Origin of the sequence: Streptomyces halobius (genome assembly GCF_023277745.1) — a bacterium.
In the GTDB taxonomy this organism is placed as follows: domain Bacteria; phylum Actinomycetota; class Actinomycetes; order Streptomycetales; family Streptomycetaceae; genus Streptomyces; species Streptomyces halobius.
On record NZ_CP086322.1, the window covers coordinates 7,721,743 to 7,738,120 of the forward strand.

Sequence of the window (16,378 nt, forward strand, 5' to 3'; positions counted from 1 at the left end):
GCCGGGATCGCCACACCGACCCACAACCCCGCAGGTCGAACACCGCGCCGCCGCTCACCGACCCCTCACGGACCGCCTCGCCAACAGGCGCCTTCCTCTCCCTGGGCCCACAATTTCGAGGAGAGCTCAAGATCCATGCGAGGAGAGCCCCCATGTTGGAGACCACGGAGACCCGCACGGTCGTATCCGAATTCCTCGGCACGCTGCTCCTGGTGTTCTTCGGCGTCGGCGCGGTCGTGCTGGCGGGCGAATACATCGCCACCTTCGGCATCGCGCTGGCCTTCGGATTCACCATGCTGGCCCTCGCCTACGCCCTCGGGCCGATCTCGGGATGCCACATCAACCCGGCGGTGACGCTCGGCATGCTGCTGGCCCGCCGTATCACCGTCCGTACGGCCGTCGAGTACTGGATCTCCCAGGTGCTGGGCGCCATCGTCGGCGCCGCACTGCTGTTCCTGGTCGCCAAGCAGGTACCGGGCCTGAAGACCGACGAGAGCTTCGGCTCGAACGGCTGGGGCGACCGCTCGCTGGTGAACCTCAACCTCGGCGGCGCCTTCGTCGCCGAGATCGTGATGACCTTCCTGTTCGTCTTCGTCGTCCTCGGGGTCACGCACAAGGTCGCGGTGATCGGCTTCGACGGGCTGCCGATCGGCTTCGCGCTGGCCACCGTCCATTTCATCGGCGTCCCGCTGGACGGCACCTCCGTGAACCCGGCGCGCAGCATCGGCCCCGCCCTGTTCGCGGGCGGCGCGGCCGTCACCCAGCTGTGGCTGTTCCTCGTCGCACCGCTGATCGGCGGCGCCCTGGCGGCCGTGGTGCACCACCTCACCCACCCGCCGCAGGAGCGCCTCATCGTCGCCGACGACGCCTCGCCCAGCGCGACCCGCTCCTAGCCAGGCGGAGCCCTTGCACAGGGTCCCGGCACTGGACGTCCCCGCATACGGGACGAGCCCCGGCCAACGGCGGCCGGGGCTCGTCCCGTATGCGCGGGGCCGGTTCAGCCGTGGACCGGCCCCGTGAACTTCTCGCCCGGCCCCTGCCCCGGCTCGTCCGGGACCACCGAGGCCTCGCGGAAGGCCAGCTGCAGCGACTTCAGGCCGTCCCGCAGCGGCGCCGCGTGGTACGAGCCGATCTCGGTGGCGCTGGCGGTGACCAGCCCGGCCAGCGCCTGGATGAGCTTGCGCGCCTCGTCCAGGTCCTTGTGCGCCGCGCCCTCCTCGGCGAGCCCGAGGTTGACCGCCGCCGAGCTCATCAGATGCACCGCGACCGTCGTGATCACCTCGACCGCCGGCACCTCCGAGATATCGCGGGTCATGGCGTCGAAGTCCGGGTTCGCGGGGGCCGCCGGGGCCGACGTGCCGGACTGCGGCGCCGGCTGCTGCGGGGTCTGGTCACTCATGTCTTGGGTGCTTCACTTCCTGCCGAGGGGATCGTGTCCACCTTATGGCCCGCCTCGTGGCGCGCTGACGGGCCCCTTCCCCGCGCGTTCGCCCGGCCCGGAACGGGGCCGCAAGGGGAGGGCGGCGTCAGCACAGGAGTGGGTCCTCCCTCTTGACTCGTGTATCCTGGTGTTCCGACCGGCCGGACACGCATGTGACCGGCCCACAAGTGGAGGCTCCGATCTCCCACCCGACCGATCTCGCGGTTGGCGGGTCAATGGTCCGGTTGCGCCCCGCGGAGACTTCGCGGCGGTGCTCCAGAACCACGTGGAGCCCCGCCTGTGTCCCGTCCGGGGCGTTTTGCATGTACCGGCGCGGTTGGTCACAACCAAACAGACATATGCGCGGCAGTCCGCCAGGCCGTCGCGTGGTGCTACCGAGGAGGATCCATCAGCGCCGAGCCCCGCATCAACGACCGGATTCGCGTCCCTGAGGTGCGACTCGTCGGTCCCAGTGGCGAGCAGGTCGGCATTGTGCCGCTTGCCAAGGCCCTGGAGCTTGCGCAGGAGTACGACCTCGACCTGGTCGAGGTGGCGGCGAACGCCCGTCCGCCGGTCTGCAAGCTCATGGACTACGGAAAGTTCAAGTACGAGTCGGCCATGAAGGCCCGTGAGGCGCGCAAGAACCAGGCGCACACGGTCATCAAGGAGATGAAGCTCCGGCCGAAGATCGACCCGCACGACTATGACACCAAGAAGGGTCACGTCGTCCGGTTCCTCAAGCAGGGTGACAAGGTCAAGATCACGATCATGTTCCGTGGTCGCGAGCAGTCCCGCCCCGAGCTGGGCTTCCGACTGCTGCAGCGGCTCGCGGAGGATGTCCAGGAGCTCGGCTTCATCGAGTCGAACCCGAAGCAGGACGGCCGGAACATGATCATGGTCCTCGGTCCGCACAAGAAGAAGACCGAGGCGATGGCCGAGGCCCGTGAGGCGCAGGCCGCCCGCAAGGCGGGGCGTCGCTCCGAGGAGCAGGCCGCCGAGGAGCCCGCCGAGGCGTGATCCCTGGGCGAGAGCCCCGGATTCCGGTCCGGGGCGCCCGTCCCGGACACCAATCGATACATCTGACGCTCCCGTGTACCGGCCCGGCCGGGGGGAGCGCCACTGACGAGGAGAGAACGGCGCATGCCGAAGAACAAGACGCACAGCGGTGCCAGCAAGCGCTTCAAGGTCACTGGTTCCGGCAAGGTGATGCGCGAGCGCGCCGGCAAGCGCCACCTGCTTGAGCACAAGTCGTCCCGTGTGACGCGTCGCCTCACCGGCAACGCCGAGATGGCCCCGGGCGACGCCGCGAAGATCAAGAAGCTTCTCGGCAAGTGAGTCCGGGCGCCCCGCCGACGGCCGGGGCGCAGGACCGGGACCGGGACCCAATCGAACCGGGCCGCGTGACGCACAACCGCGGCCCCGCTACAAGGAGTTAACAAGTGGCACGCGTCAAGCGGGCAGTCAACGCCCACAAGAAGCGCCGGGCGATCCTCGAACAGGCCAGCGGCTACCGCGGCCAGCGTTCTCGCCTCTACCGCAAGGCGAAGGAGCAGGTCACCCACTCCCTCGTCTACAACTACAACGACCGCAAGAAGCGCAAGGGCGACTTCCGTCAGCTGTGGATCCAGCGCATCAACGCCGCTGCCCGCGCCAACGGCATGACCTACAACCGCTTCATCCAGGGTCTGAAGGCCGCCAACGTCGAGGTCGACCGCAAGATCCTCGCCGACCTGGCCGTCAACGACGCCAACGCGTTCGCCGCGCTCGTCGAGGTCGCCCAGAAGGCGCTGCCGAGCGACGTCAACGCCCCGAAGGTCGCCTGAACGCCGGCCTGACGACGTTGTGACGCGGACCCGCAGGCCCTCGGCCTGCGGGTCCGCCGCTTTGTGCACCACCCTTGACGAGACACACAGAAGCGAGCCGCCGCCCATGGGCACCCCCGAGCTGATCTCCCCGCGTTCCCCGCGCGTCTCCGCCGCCCGGCGGCTGGCCCGCCGCCACTTCCGCGGCAGGGAACGCCGGTTCATCGCCGAGGGCCCGCAGGCCGTACGGGAGGCCATCGCCCACCGCGCCGGCGACGGGCCCACGCTCGTCGAGCTGTTCGCGACCGTCGAGGCCGCCGAGCGGCACGCCGAGATCGTCGGGGCCGCCCGCGCCGCCGGGGCGCGGGTGCACCTCGCCGCCGACCGGACCGTCGCCGATATCTCGCAGACCGTCACCCCGCAGGGCCTGCTCGGCGTCTGCCGGTTCCTGGACTCCCCCTTCGAGGAGATCCTCGCCGCCCGCCCGCAGCTGGTCGCGGTGCTCGCGAACGTCCGCGACCCCGGGAACGCCGGTACGGTCCTGCGCTGCGCGGACGCCGCCGGCGCGGACGCCGTGGTGCTGACCGACGCCTCGGTGGATCTCTACAACCCCAAGTCCGTACGGGCCTCGGTCGGTTCGCTCTTCCATCTGCCGGTCGCGGTCGGCGTCCCGGTCGAGCGGGTGGTGGCCGGGCTCCAGGGCGCCGGGGTGCGTATCCTCGCCGCCGACGGCGCCGGCGACCGCGACCTGGACGCGGAGCTGGACGCCGGCTCCATGGGCGGGCCCACCGCCTGGGTCTTCGGCAACGAGGCATGGGGGCTGCCGGAGGAGACCCGTGCGCTGGCGGACGCCGTGGTGCGGGTCCCCATCCACGGCAAGGCCGAGAGCCTCAATCTGGCGACGGCCGCCGCGGTCTGCCTCTACGCCTCGGCCCGCGCCCAGCGCACCACCGGAGGATGCCGCTCCGCGTCACCCGCCTGAGGGGCGTCCCCCGGATCTCCGCGGTACATCCGACCCGAGCTAGTAGTGTGGCGTGCTCGGGGCCCGGAAGGGGGGAACGGGGATGAGTGTGAGGACTTCCGGTAGCACAGTCACTGGTGACAGCCGCCCGTCCGGCGGACCCGTGCGCGGGCCGTCGCCCGTCACCGCCGTGGGTCCGCCCGCGCCCGGCACCGCACCCGGGGCGGGCGGCGGAGTCGATCCCGACGATCTGCCCGACGGCCTGGTCGTCGCCGATGAGACCGGCACGGTGATCTGCTTCAACGCCGCCGCCGCCAGGATCACCGACATCGCCCCCCAGGACGCCCTCGGCCGCCCCCTGGAACACGCCCTGCCGCTGCAGGACATCGAGGGCCGCCGCTGGTGGCGCCTCACCGACCCCTACGGCGGGCTCGCCATCCGCCGCAGCCAGCCCGAACGCAATCTGCTGCTGGGCGGCCGCGAAGTGCTGGTCTCCGCGCGCTACCTCCGCAGCCGCCCCACCGGCCCCGTCCAGCGGCTGGTCATCGCGCTGCGCGGCACCGAGGCCCGGCGCCGTACGGAGCTGAGCCACGCCGAGCTGATCGCCACCGTCGCTCATGAACTGCGCTCGCCGCTGACCTCCGTCAAGGGCTTCACGGCCACCCTGCTCCAGAAGTGGGAGCGCTTCACCGACGACCAGAAGCGGCTGATGCTGGAGACGGTGGACGCCGACGCCAACCGCGTCACCCGGCTGATCGCGGAGCTGCTGGACATCTCCCGTATCGACTCCGGACGGCTGGAGGTACGCCGGCAGCGGGTCGACATGACCGCCGCGGTCCGCCGGCACGTCCAGGCGCAGACCACCGCGGGCCAGCGGCCGGACCGCTTCCTGATCCGGATGCTGGAACCGCTGCCCGATCTGTGGGCGGATCCGGACAAGGTGGACCAGGTGCTGGGCAACCTGCTGGAAAACGCGGTGCGTCACGGCGAGGGAACGGTCACCATCGAGGTGGGGCCCGCGGACTCCCCGCGTGAGCGGGGCTGCTTCGGGACGACCGTCACCGTGAGCGATGAGGGCCCCGGGATCCCGGAGGAATCGATGACCCGTGTCTTCACCCGCTTCTGGCGGGGCAGCAAGCGCGGCGGTACCGGCCTGGGCCTCTACATCGTCAAGGGCATCGTCGAGGCGCACGGCGGCACCATCACCGTCGGACGGGCCCCGGCCGGCGGCGCCGAATTCCGATTCAGCCTGCCTGTCGCGGCCCCGGCCTTCATGGGCTGAGGAGCAGCGGCGGGCGCCCCGGCCAGGGGCACGGGCCCGCCCTGTCGGCCCTCCCCCTTAGACTTGACCTTTGGCACCTTTGGCGCACAAGCATCGCGGGCACTGCGCGGGCTCGGGATCCGGAGTTGTGATCGAAGAGCCGAGGCGAAGCGAACCAGGCCAAGCCAGTCCACCGGAAGCACGGGAAGAGATGTCCGCACCCAATAAGTCGTACGACCCTGTCGAGGTCGAAGCCCTCAAACCGGAAGAGATCGCCCGACGGACCGACGAGGCGCTGGCGGCCGTGGCCGCCGCGGCCGACCTGGCGGAGCTGCGCGAGGTGAAGGTCGCGCACGCCGGCGACCGCTCGCCGCTCGCGCTCGCCAACCGGGAGATCGGCGCCCTGCCCCCGCACGCCAAGGCGGACGCCGGCAAGCGCGTCGGCCAGGCCCGCGGCCGGGTGAACCAGGCGCTCAAGGCCCGCCAGGAGGAGCTGGAGGCGGAGCGCGACGCCCGCGTGCTGGTCGAGGAGGCGGTGGACGTCACGCTGCCGTACGACCGTGTCCCGGCCGGCGCCCGGCACCCGCTGACCACCTTCATGGAGCGGGTCGCGGACGTCTTCGTCGCGATGGGCTACGAGGTCGCCGAGGGCCCCGAGGTCGAGGCCGAGTGGTTCAACTTCGACGCCCTCAACTTCGTGCCCGACCACCCGGCGCGCCAGATGCAGGACACCTTCTTCGTCCAGGGCAACGGCACCAAGGGCGACGAGTCGGGTGTCGTGCTGCGCACGCACACCTCGCCGGTGCAGGCCCGTACCCTCGTCGACCGCGAGCCGCCCGTCTACATCGTCTGCCCGGGGCGGGTCTACCGCACCGACGAGCTGGACGCCACGCACTCCCCGGTCTTCCACCAGATCGAGCTGCTCGCCGTCGACGAGGGCCTGACCATGGCCGATCTCAAGGGCACCCTGGACCACATGGTCCAGGCGCTGTTCGGCCCGGACATGAAGACCCGGCTGCGGCCGAACTACTTCCCGTTCACCGAGCCGTCCGCCGAGATGGACATGGTCTGCTACGTCTGCCGGGGCGAGTCCGTGGGCAACCCCGACCGCCCCTGCCGCACCTGCTCCAGTGAGGGCTGGATCGAGCTGGGCGGCTGCGGAATGGTCAACCCCAAGGTGCTGATCGCCTGTGGTGTCGACCCGGAGAAGTACAGCGGGTTCGCCTTCGGGTTCGGTATCGACCGGATGCTGATGTTCCGGCACAACGTGGAAGACATGCGCGACATGTTCGAGGGCGACGTCCGGTTCACCCGGCCGTTCGGGATGGAGATCTGATGCGGGTCCCGCTTTCTTGGCTGCGGGAGTACGTCGACCTGCCGGCGACTGAGACCGGCCGGGACGTACAGGAAAAGCTCATCGCGGTCGGCCTGGAGGTCGAGACCGTCGAGCGCCTCGGCGAGGGCCTCAAGGGCCCGCTCGTCGTCGGCCAGGTGCTGACCATCGAGGAGCTGGAGGGCTTCCGGAAGCCCATCCGCTTCTGCACGGTGGACGTCGGCCGGGCCAACGGCACCGGCGAGCCGCAGGAGATCGTCTGCGGTGCGCGCAACTTCTCCGTCGGCGACAAGGTCGTCGTGGTGCTCCCCGGCGCCGTGCTGCCCGGCGACTTCAAGATCGCCGCGCGTAAGACGTACGGCAAGGTGTCGCACGGCATGATCTGCTCCGGCGACGAGCTGGGCATGGGCGACGACGGGTCGGACGGCATCATCGTGCTGCCGCCCGAGTACGAGCCCGGCACCGACGCCATCGAGCTGCTGCAGCTCGTCGACGAGGTGCTGGACATCGCCGTCACCCCGGACCGCGGCTACTGCCTGTCGATCCGCGGTGTCGCCCGCGAGACCGCCACCGCCTACGGCCTGCCGCTGCGCGACCCGGCGCTGCTGGACGTGCCGCCGCCGAACGCCACCGGCTACCCGGTCAAGGTCGCCGACCCGATCGGCTGCGACCGCTTCACCGCCCGTACGGTCACCGGCCTCAATCCCGAGGCCCGCTCCCCGATCTGGCTGCGGCGCCGGCTGCAGAAGGCCGGTATGCGCCCGATCTCGCTGCCCGTCGACATCACCAACTATGTGATGCTGGAGCTCGGCCAGCCGCTGCACGCCTACGACCGCACCAGCGTGGCCGGCCCGATCGGCGTCCGCCGCGCCGAGCCGGGCGAGAAGCTGACCACCCTGGACGGCGCCAAGCGCGCCCTGGACGCCGAGGACCTGGTCATCACCGACAACCGCGGCCCCATCGGCCTCGCGGGCGTCATGGGCGGTGCCAACACCGAGATCGCGGGCCCCGTCACCGACCCCGAGACCGGCGCGGTGACATCGGCCGCCGGCGCGGCGGGCCACGGCACCACCGACATCGTGGTGGAGGCCGCGCACTTCGAGGCGCTGTCCATCGCCCGTACGGCCCGCCGGCACAAGCTGTCCTCGGAGGCCGCCAAGCGCTTCGAGCGCGGGGTGGACCCGGAGGCCACGTCCGCCGCCGCACAGCGGACCGTCGATCTGCTGGTGCTGCTCGGCGGGGGCACCGCCGAGGAGGGCGTCACCGAGGTCGTCTCGCCCCGGGGGCCGCGCACCCTCACCATCGCCGCCGACCACCCGGACAAGGTCGCCGGTGTCGCCTACGGCCGGGAGACCGTCGTCCGCCGTCTCCAGCAGGTCGGCTGTGATGTCTACGGGCAGGATGAGCTGGTCGTCACGGTGCCGTCCTGGCGGCCGGACCTGAGCGACCCGAACGACCTGGCGGAGGAGGTCATCCGGCTGGAGGGTTACGAGAACCTCCCGTCGACCCTCCCGCTGCCGCCGGCCGGCCGTGGCCTGACCGAGCGTCAGCGGCTGCACCGCAGGGTCGGCCGGGCGCTCGCCGGCGCCGGGTACGTCGAGACGCTGAACTACCCCTTCACCGGCCCGCACATCCTCGACCAGCTCGGCATCGAGCCGGACGACCCGCGCCGGCTGGCCGTCACCCTCGTCAACCCGCTCAACGACGAGGAGCCCGACCTCCGTACGACGCTGATCCCGGGCCTGCTCGGCGCGCTGCGCCGAAACTACGGCCGGGGCACGCACGACCTCGCGCTCTTCGAGACCGGCCCGGTCTTCCGGCCGACCGGCGACGAGCAGCCGGCCCGTCGGCTGGTTGTCGAACGCCGCCCGAGCGACGACGACATCGCCTCGCTGGACGCCTCCCTCCCGGAGCAGCCGCGCCGCGCCGCCGTGGTGCTCGCCGGGAGCCGCGAACAGGCCGGCTGGTGGGGTGCCGGACACCCCGCGACGTGGGCGGACGCCATCGAGGCGGGCCGTACGGTCGCCCGTGAGGCGGGCGTTGAGCTGATCGTCCGTCAGGACCAGCACGCACCGTTCCACCCGGGCCGGTGCGCGGCGCTGCTCGCCCTCGTCGACGGCGAGGAGGTCCTCGTCGGCAACGCCGGTGAGCTGCACCCGCGCGTCGTCAAGACGCTCGGCCTGCCGGAGCGCACCTGCGCGATGGAGATCGACCTGGACCGTATCGAGCGGGCCGCCGCCGGACCGCAGCGCGCGCCCCGGATCTCGACGTTCCCGGTCGCCACCCAGGACGTCGCGCTGATCGTCGACGACACGGTCCCGGCGGCGGACGTCGAGGCCGCGCTGCGCGACGGCGCGGGTGAACTCCTCGAATCGCTGCGGCTGTTCGACGTCTTCACCGGTGAGCAGGTCGGTGCCGGCAAGAAGTCCCTGGCGTACGCGCTGCGCTTCCGCGCCGCCGACCGCACGCTGACCGCGGAGGAGGCCACGGCCGCCCGTGACGCGGCGGTCGCGGCGGCGGTGGAGCGCACCGGAGCGGTGCTGCGCGGCTAGGGACAAGACCTGGCACCGCCGCATGGCGGCCGGGGTGAGGGCGTGGACGGCGACGAGCCGTTCGCGCCCTCACCCCTTTTCCGCGTGCAGCCGTCTCGTTTCTCCGTGCTGCCGTCCCGGGGCCGTCGGGTGGCGCGGTGATATCCCGCGCGCGGGATCGGCGCCCCCGTACACGATCACTCAATCGGGTGGTAAGGCACGCATCGTGGCGACCCGGACACCCATACACCGTAAGAATCATTCCGGTCGATGCGGCCCCGTTGACCGCGGGAAGCGCCGGGCCGACCGCCCAATGCCCCATGGGGGACCATCGGCTAGAGGGACCATCGGTATGATCCGAACCTGGGCGAGGGGCGGACGATGTGCGGGTGCCGCACGCGCCCGGAGGATCTTTGTCTTCGTTCTGCCCGGCCTCTGGGTGCTCGGGGTGGTGGCCTGGGAACTGTGTCTGCCGACCGACGGACAGCTGCTGCAACTCCTCGCCGCCGCACCGGCCATCGCCTGCGCGGGCACCGGGCGCCGACAGTGTGTGCTGCTCGGCGGGGTGTGCGCGCTGATCGCGCTGGTACCGCTCGGCGAGGCGGCGCCGAGTGCCGGACCCCTCACCCGCGCGATGACCTGCGGCGCGATCCTCGCGGTGATCTGTGCCAGCTATCTGACGGCCGGCCGGCGGCTGCGGCTGGTACGGGAGCTGGAACGTACCCGCGAGGTGGCCGCCGCGGCGCAGCGGGTCGTGCTGCGGCCGCTGCCGCCGCGGATCGACGGGGTGGCGCTGGCCGCCGGCCATCTCTCCGCCAGCGAGGGCGCCGCGGTCGGCGGTGACCTCTACGAGGTCGTCGGGACGCCGCACGGTGTGCGGGCGGTGATCGGCGATGTGCGCGGCCACGGCCTGGAGGCCATAGGCACGGTCGCGGCGATGCTCGGCAGCTTCCGCGAGGTGGCGCACGAGGAGCCCGAACTGGGCGGTGTGCTGCGTCGGCTGGAGCGTTCGCACCAGCGGCATCTGCGGGAACGGGCGCGGGCGGAGCATTCCGTGGCCGGCGGCGGGGAGACGTCCGGCCCGGTGGGCGCGCTCGCGGAGGAATTCGTGACGGTGCTGTTGGTGGAGGTCGCCCGGGACGGCTCCGTCACGGCGCTGAACTGCGGGCACCCGTGGCCGTACCGTATCGGCGGCCGGGCGGTGGCCCCGGTCGCCCCCGCGGATCCGCTGCCGCCGCTAGGGCTCTTCCCGCTGCCCGACGAGCTGACCGCGGTCTGCTGCGGGCAGTTGGGACCGGGGGAGGGGCTGTTTCTGCACACCGACGGCGCGGCCGACGCGCGGGACGCCACGGGCGAGTTCTTCCCGCTGACCCAGGAGCTGCGCAGCAGTGTCGCGGGGCCCACGGCGCGCCCGGTCGCCTCGCCGTCGGGGGTGGTCGAGGACGTACGGAAGGCGCTGCTGCGGCATGCCGACGGGCGGCTGACCGACGATGTCGCGCTGCTGATGCTGTGCAACGACCGGCTGCGGGTGCCGGCCCAGCCGTCGCCGGCCCGGCACGCGGGGCCGGACTGTGTGGAGGCGGGGCGGGCGGATTAGCGCACTCCCGGCCCCCTTCCGTCCTCAACTCCCCTCCGCGGCACGACTGTTCGCGCGCCCCTTCACACCCCGTGTGAAGTGCGGTTCATTACGCTGAACTCACGCGGGCAGCACATCTCGCGGAGTCAGCAAGTCGACACAGGCCATGAGCCACCGGCCCGCACACGGGCCCGGCTCAATCGGGAGGCCGGCATGGAGCCCAACACCCTGCTCGACGCGATCCTCGACGAAGCCGGTATCTCGCACGCCGGTCTCGCCGCGCGCATCAACCAGCTCGGCCGCCGCCGGGGCCTCGCCCTGCGGTACGAACACACCGCGGTGGCCCGCTGGCTGAAAGGGCAACGACCGCGCGGCCAGGTGCCCGATCTGATCTGCGAGATCCTCAGCCAGCGGCTGCACCGCGCCGTCGGACTCGACGACATCGGCCTCAGCCGGCCGGGCCTGCGCCGCGCCCCCGATACCCCGCTCTCCGGCTTCGTCGAGCGCGCCACCGCCCTGTGGCGGTCCGACGAGCAGCAGCGGCCGCATGTCCTGTCCGCGCCCGCACTCACCGGCACCTCGGCGGTCATGCCCGTATGGGAGTGGGAGAACCCTCCCGAGGACTCCGATGTCTCCCGCGACGGGCTGACCCGCGTCGGCATGGCCGACATCGAGATGCTGCGTGCGGCGCGGTCGCACTACGAGCAGATGTACCGGAAGGCGGGTGGTATAGCGACCAGAACACGCATCGTGGGATTCCTCAACACCGAGGCGGCGCCGCTGCTGCGGGGCAGCTACTCCGACGCGACGGGACGTCAGCTCCACCGGGCAACCGGCGGTCTGGTCGCCGTCGCCGGGATCTGCGCGTACGACTCGGACGCTCTCGGGCTGGCCCAGCGCTACTTCCATCAGGCGCTGCGGCTGGCCAAGGCCAGCGGGGACCGGGGCCTGGGCGCCTATGTGATCGCGCTACTGGTCAATCAGTCCCTGTTCCTCCGGGAATACCGCCAGGCGGTCGCCTTCGCGGAGGCGGCGCTGCGGGCCGCGGGCCCGCAGATCACCCCGGCGCTCTCCGCGGACCTCTACGCGATGCAGGCCAAGTCCTACGCCCGGCTCGGGGACGGCGCCGGCGCGCTGGCCTGCATCCGGCGTGCGGAGGCGGCCGCGGAGCGCATCCGGCCGGGGCTGGAGCCCGCCGAGACGGGCTATGTGCAGCCGGGCCTGGTGAACGTACAGGTCGCGGAGGCGCTGCTCAGTCTCGGCGATCTGCGGGCCGCACGGGAGCAGGCGGACGCCGCCGTCGACACCCCCGCACACGACCGGGGCCGGGTCCACCGGCTGGCCATGCTCACCCATATCGAGCTGCGCCAAGGTGATACGGACCGGGCGGTGGCCAATGCCGCGCGGATGACGGAGCGGGCCCGCGGCATGGAGTCGCAACGGCTGCGGGACCGGCTGCGGGCGGTGCGCGAGCATCTGGCGGAGACCGGGAGCTCCGCGACCGACGAGGCCGCCGATCTCATCGACGAGGTGCTGCGCGTTCCCCTCTGACCGGGCTCGTGTCACCTTGCCGGCTCAACAGCGGAAGGTGGCAGTTACGTGCGTTGGAACAATCTCAGCGAAAAGCCCGTCTACGCGAATCCCTGGTTCCGGGTCAATCTCGCCGATGTGGAACTCCCCGACGGCCGTCATCTGGATCACTATCTGATCCGTATGCGGCCGGTCGCCGTGGCCACAGTGGTCAATGAGGCCAATGAGGTGTTGCTGCTGTGGCGGCACCGGTTCATCACGGACACCTGGGGCTGGGAGCTGGCGGCCGGTGTCGTCGAGGACGGCGAGGACCTCGTGGCCGCGGCCGCCCGGGAGATGGAGGAGGAGACCGGGTGGCGGCCCGGTCCCCTCCAGCATCTTCTCTCGGTGGAGCCGTCCAACGGCCTCACCGATGCCCGGCACCATATCTACTGGTCCGACCAGGGTCACTATGTCGGCCTGCCGCAGGACGACTTCGAGTCCGACCGGCGGGAGTGGGTGTCCCTCAAGCTGGTGCCGGACATGGTGGCCCGAGGGGAGGTGCCGGCCGCCAATATGGCCGCGGCCCTGCTGATGCTGCATCACCTCCGGTTGGGCTGACCGGGTTTGTGGCCTGCGGGCCGGTCCGATGAGTCAGGGGCGGAAAGGCCCCGGGGCCTGGCCGGTCCGGCCGTCCGGCGGGTCATCGGCCCATGGCCTGCCACAGTGCCACGACCAGCGCCGCGATCCCTGTGAGCGCGGCAACGGAGGGCAGCGGCCAGCGGCCGTGCTCCAACCGCGTGACGCGGGCCTGCAGTTCGTCCGCGTCACGCACGTGCTGCTCGGAGCGCTGGTCCAGCAGGGCGAGCTGACCGTCGACCCGGGCGGTGCGTACATCGAGGCAGCGCCTCAGCTCCGCTAAGTCGGTGGTCACCGGTTCGGTTTCAGGGTGGGCGGTCACGGTCCGCTCCTCATTCCTCTCGCGAACGATTTCGTTGTCCGTACGCGCATCAGTCAACTGCCCTGCGGCGGAAGGCGGGAGGTGTGCGAGAGGGATATGCGGGTCACCAGAACACACCCCGTGTGAAATGACGCGGAGTGACGGGCGGAGCGGGGCGAGCGGCACTTCGTACGCGGTGTGAATCGGCGCGGCGGCTGCGGGGCCGCGGGGCCGCTCGGCACGTGGCGAGCCCCGACCCGGACTTACGGGGAAGGCGCAGGTCACGCTTCTCCAGGCGAGCCGAGAACCTCCAGGTAGTGCGACCCGCTGTCGCTGCGCGACGCAGCGAGAGCCACCCGGAGCAGCGCCGCTGTCGGTGCTGCTCCGGGTGAATTCGCCCTTGAACAGGGGTGCTTGACGGCGTCGCCGCACTCCCTCAGTACGAGTAGAACCCCGACCCCGACTTCCGCCCCAGCCGCCCCGCGTCCACCATCCGCTGGAGCAGCGGGGGAGCGGCGTACAGCGGCTCCTTGTACTCCTCGTACATCGAGGAGGCGACCGAGGCGATGGTGTCCAGGCCGATCAGGTCGGAGAGCTTGAGCGGGCCCATCGGGTGGGCGCAGCCCAGTTCCATGCCGTTGTCGATGTCCTCACGGCTGGCCATGCCCGACTCGAACATCCGGATCGCGGAGAGCAGATACGGGATCAGCAGCGCGTTGACGACGAAGCCCGAGCGGTCCTGGGCGCGGATCGCGTGCTTGCCCAGCACGTCCTGCACCAGCACCTCGGCGCGCTTGAGGGTCTCCTCGCCGGTGGTCAGCGCGGGGATCAGCTCGACCAGCTTCTGTACCGGCGCCGGGTTGAAGAAGTGGATGCCGATGACCTGGTCCGGACGGGAGGTCGCGACCGCCAGCTTCACCAGCGGGATGGAGGAGGTGTTGGAGGCCAGGATGGCGTCCGGGCGGGTCACCACCTGATCGAGGACCTGGAAGATCTCGGTCTTGACCTGCTCGTTCTCCACCACGGCCTCGATGACGAGATCGCGGTCGGCGAACTCCCCGAGGTCGGTGGTGAAGCTGAGCCGGCCGAGCGTCGCATCGCGATCCGCGACGGTGATCTTGCCTCGGTCGGCGGCCTTGCCCAGGGAGTTGGTCAGGCGGGTACGGCCCAGCTCCAGGGCTTCGCCGGTGGTCTCGGCGACCATGACGTCCAGCCCGGCGCGGGCGCAGACCTCGGCGATGCCGGCGCCCATCTGGCCGCAGCCCACCACTCCGACGCGTTCGATGTCCGTCACCTCGTGCCTTTCGCTGATCTTCAGGACTCGGCGGTGTGCCGTAAGGGTCCGGCGCCCGCCTCGGCCCCGACGTTACTCCGCGCGGTGCTGTGCTCCGGGCGCCGGGGCGGGCATGCTGGCCGTCCAGGACGGGATGAACCGGACAAGCCGGGGGCTTTTGATGCGGCGGATCACACGGCGTGGGTTCTCGGCGGTGGCGCTGGGCGCGGCCTCGTCACTGCTCGGGGCGGATACGGTGGCGGGCGCGGCCGGACCGCCGCCGGACCGGGCGAGCGGGCGTCACCGGCCCCGGCGCGAGCTGCGGGGGATGTGGCTGGCGACGGTCGCCAATCGCGACTGGCCCTCCGCCCCGGGGCTGGCCCCCGGCCGGCAGCAGGAGGAACTGCTGGCCCACCTCGACACGGCCCGGGAGCGCCGGCTGAACGCCGTCTTCTTCCAGGTGCGGCCCACCGCCGACGCCCTGTGGCCCTCCCCGTACGAGCCCTGGGCGCAGTACCTGACCGGCGAGCAGGGCCGACACCCCGGCTGGGACCCGCTCGGCTTCGCGGTCCGCGAGGCGCACCGGCGCGGCCTGGAACTGCACGCCTGGTGCAACCCGTACCGGGTGGCCAACCACACCGATCCCGCCCGGCTGGCACCCGGCCACCCCGCACGCTGGCACCCGGGGTGGGTGATCCCGTACGGCGGCAAGCTCTACTACAACCCCGGGCTGCCGGAGGTCCGTCGCTTCGTCCAGGACGCGATGCTGGACGCGGTGCGGCGCTATCCCGTCGACGGGGTGCACTTCGATGACTACTTCTATCCGTATCCGGTCGCGGGGCAGACCTTCGACGACGATGCGGCGTACGCGGAGTACGGCGCGCAATTCGCGGACCGTGACGGCTGGCGGCGGGACAACATTGACCGGCTGGTGCGGGAGATGCGGTGGCGAACCGCCGGCCGCGGGCGCCGGGTGCGGTTCGGCGTCAGCCCGTTCGCCGTCTGGCGCAACCGCACGACCGACCAGGCGGGCTCGGACACCCACGCCGGGATCCAGACCTACGACGACCTGTACGCCGACACCCGCCGCTGGGTGCGCGAAGGCCGGCTCGACTACATCGCGCCACAGGTCTACTGGCACCTCGGCTTCGCGGCCGCGGACTACGCCACGCTGGTGCCCTGGTGGTCGCGGACCGTGTCGGGCACCGGCGTGGATCTCTATATCGGCGAGGCCCTCTACAAGGCGGGCGACCCGGCGCAGCCGTCCCCTTGGCAGGACCCGGCCGAGCTCTCCCGTCATCTGACCTTCGCCCGCGACTTCCCACAGGTCGGCGGGCATGTGTTCTTCTCGGCGAAGGAGGCGGCCGAGGACCGGGCGGGTGCGCTGGCCAGGGTCGTACATGACCACTACGGCGGCGTGGCGCGGCCGTAGTGGTCGGGGGACCGCCGGCGGACCGGGTCGGTGACTGGGGATTCCCGGACGGAGGCCGGGGGAGGGCCCGCTAGCGGGTGGTGCGGTTGCCAGTGTCCTTGAGGTGCTTGACGACCGAGTCGGGACCGGGAGACATGATCGTCTCGTGCCCGTCCTCGCTGCGGACGCGGTAGGGCGGATCGCCGTGTTCGCCCAGCACCTCGACGATCTCGACCTCGTGGTCATGTTGCCCGACGATCCTGCCGTGCACCACGAGCCGGTCGCCCTTGCTTGCGTGCATCAGTGGTGTCCTCCCGCTTCGGGCGGCCGTGGCACCGGAACGGCCGACAGCGCGGCGGCC

The 16,378-nt window shown here is 71.6% G+C and carries 16 protein-coding genes; 12 read left to right on the plus strand and 4 right to left on the minus strand.

The features are described from left to right. The first annotated feature begins 152 nt into the window (after positions 1 to 152). Complete coding sequence (locus tag K9S39_RS34965; protein ID WP_248867319.1) at positions 153 to 893, plus strand: MIP family channel protein; 741 nt, start codon at positions 153 to 155, stop codon at positions 891 to 893. A 104-nt stretch (positions 894 to 997) separates the two neighbouring features. Here the strand turns inward: K9S39_RS34965 and K9S39_RS34970 are convergent, their stop codons facing one another. Then, positions 998 to 1,399 (minus strand): DUF1844 domain-containing protein, encoded by a 402-nt coding sequence (locus tag K9S39_RS34970; protein ID WP_248867320.1) that lies wholly within the window; start codon positions 1,397 to 1,399, stop codon positions 998 to 1,000. Positions 1,400 to 1,777: 378 nt separating this feature from the next. Here K9S39_RS34970 and infC point away from each other — a divergent pair, with 378 nt between their 5' ends. From infC to K9S39_RS35020, 10 genes are all read left to right on the plus strand, one after another. After that, entirely contained in the window at positions 1,778 to 2,437 is a 660-nt protein-coding gene (gene infC / locus K9S39_RS34975; protein WP_248869099.1) for a translation initiation factor IF-3, read from the plus strand. 123 nt (positions 2,438 to 2,560) lie between these two features. After that, positions 2,561 to 2,755, plus strand: a complete 195-nt coding sequence (gene rpmI, locus K9S39_RS34980) for a 50S ribosomal protein L35 (RefSeq protein ID WP_030017691.1) — start codon at positions 2,561 to 2,563, stop codon at positions 2,753 to 2,755. Positions 2,756 to 2,859: 104 nt separating this feature from the next. Beyond that, positions 2,860 to 3,243 (plus strand): 50S ribosomal protein L20, encoded by a 384-nt coding sequence (rplT, locus tag K9S39_RS34985; protein WP_248867321.1) that lies wholly within the window; start codon positions 2,860 to 2,862, stop codon positions 3,241 to 3,243. A gap of 106 nt (positions 3,244 to 3,349) precedes the next feature. After that, a complete protein-coding gene (locus K9S39_RS34990; RefSeq protein ID WP_248867322.1) occupies positions 3,350 to 4,204 on the plus strand; it encodes a TrmH family RNA methyltransferase in 855 nt (284 codons plus the stop codon). 82 nt (positions 4,205 to 4,286) lie between these two features. Beyond that, positions 4,287 to 5,465 (plus strand): sensor histidine kinase, encoded by a 1,179-nt coding sequence (locus K9S39_RS34995; RefSeq protein ID WP_248867323.1) that lies wholly within the window; start codon positions 4,287 to 4,289, stop codon positions 5,463 to 5,465. 190 nt (positions 5,466 to 5,655) lie between these two features. Beyond that, positions 5,656 to 6,780, plus strand: coding sequence for a phenylalanine--tRNA ligase subunit alpha (pheS, locus tag K9S39_RS35000; RefSeq protein WP_248867324.1), 1,125 nt, complete (start codon positions 5,656 to 5,658; stop codon positions 6,778 to 6,780). Further along, the gene (locus K9S39_RS35005; protein WP_248867325.1) at positions 6,780 to 9,329 is read left to right on the plus strand and encodes a phenylalanine--tRNA ligase subunit beta; all 2,550 of its coding nucleotides are present in this window, start codon (positions 6,780 to 6,782) and stop codon (positions 9,327 to 9,329) included. The genes pheS and K9S39_RS35005 overlap by 1 nt, the downstream gene beginning before the upstream one ends. A 331-nt stretch (positions 9,330 to 9,660) precedes the next feature. Then, complete coding sequence (locus tag K9S39_RS35010; RefSeq protein WP_248867326.1) at positions 9,661 to 10,905, plus strand: PP2C family protein-serine/threonine phosphatase; 1,245 nt, start codon at positions 9,661 to 9,663, stop codon at positions 10,903 to 10,905. Positions 10,906 to 11,097: 192 nt separating this feature from the next. Beyond that, positions 11,098 to 12,435, plus strand: coding sequence for a transcriptional regulator (locus tag K9S39_RS35015; protein ID WP_248867327.1), 1,338 nt, complete (start codon positions 11,098 to 11,100; stop codon positions 12,433 to 12,435). A gap of 48 nt (positions 12,436 to 12,483) precedes the next feature. Next, positions 12,484 to 13,014, plus strand: coding sequence for an NUDIX domain-containing protein (locus K9S39_RS35020; protein ID WP_248867328.1), 531 nt, complete (start codon positions 12,484 to 12,486; stop codon positions 13,012 to 13,014). An 82-nt stretch (positions 13,015 to 13,096) separates the two neighbouring features. Here K9S39_RS35020 and K9S39_RS35025 read toward each other — a convergent pair whose 3' ends face one another. Next, the gene (locus K9S39_RS35025; RefSeq protein WP_248867329.1) at positions 13,097 to 13,354 is read right to left on the minus strand and encodes a hypothetical protein; all 258 of its coding nucleotides are present in this window, start codon (positions 13,352 to 13,354) and stop codon (positions 13,097 to 13,099) included. 415 nt (positions 13,355 to 13,769) lie between these two features. Continuing rightward, positions 13,770 to 14,627: a 3-hydroxybutyryl-CoA dehydrogenase gene (locus tag K9S39_RS35030; protein WP_248867330.1), complete on the minus strand. Its 858-nt coding sequence runs from the start codon at positions 14,625 to 14,627 to the stop codon at positions 13,770 to 13,772. 160 nt (positions 14,628 to 14,787) lie between these two features. On the opposite strand from K9S39_RS35030, the gene K9S39_RS35035 reads away from it, so the two are divergent. Then, complete coding sequence (locus K9S39_RS35035) at positions 14,788 to 16,038, plus strand: glycoside hydrolase family 10 protein (RefSeq protein WP_248867332.1); 1,251 nt, start codon at positions 14,788 to 14,790, stop codon at positions 16,036 to 16,038. Between the two features lie 70 nt (positions 16,039 to 16,108). On the opposite strand, the gene K9S39_RS35040 is transcribed toward K9S39_RS35035, so the two are convergent. Further along, entirely contained in the window at positions 16,109 to 16,318 is a 210-nt protein-coding gene (locus tag K9S39_RS35040; protein ID WP_248867334.1) for a DUF1918 domain-containing protein, read from the minus strand. Positions 16,319 to 16,378: the final 60 nt, after the last annotated feature.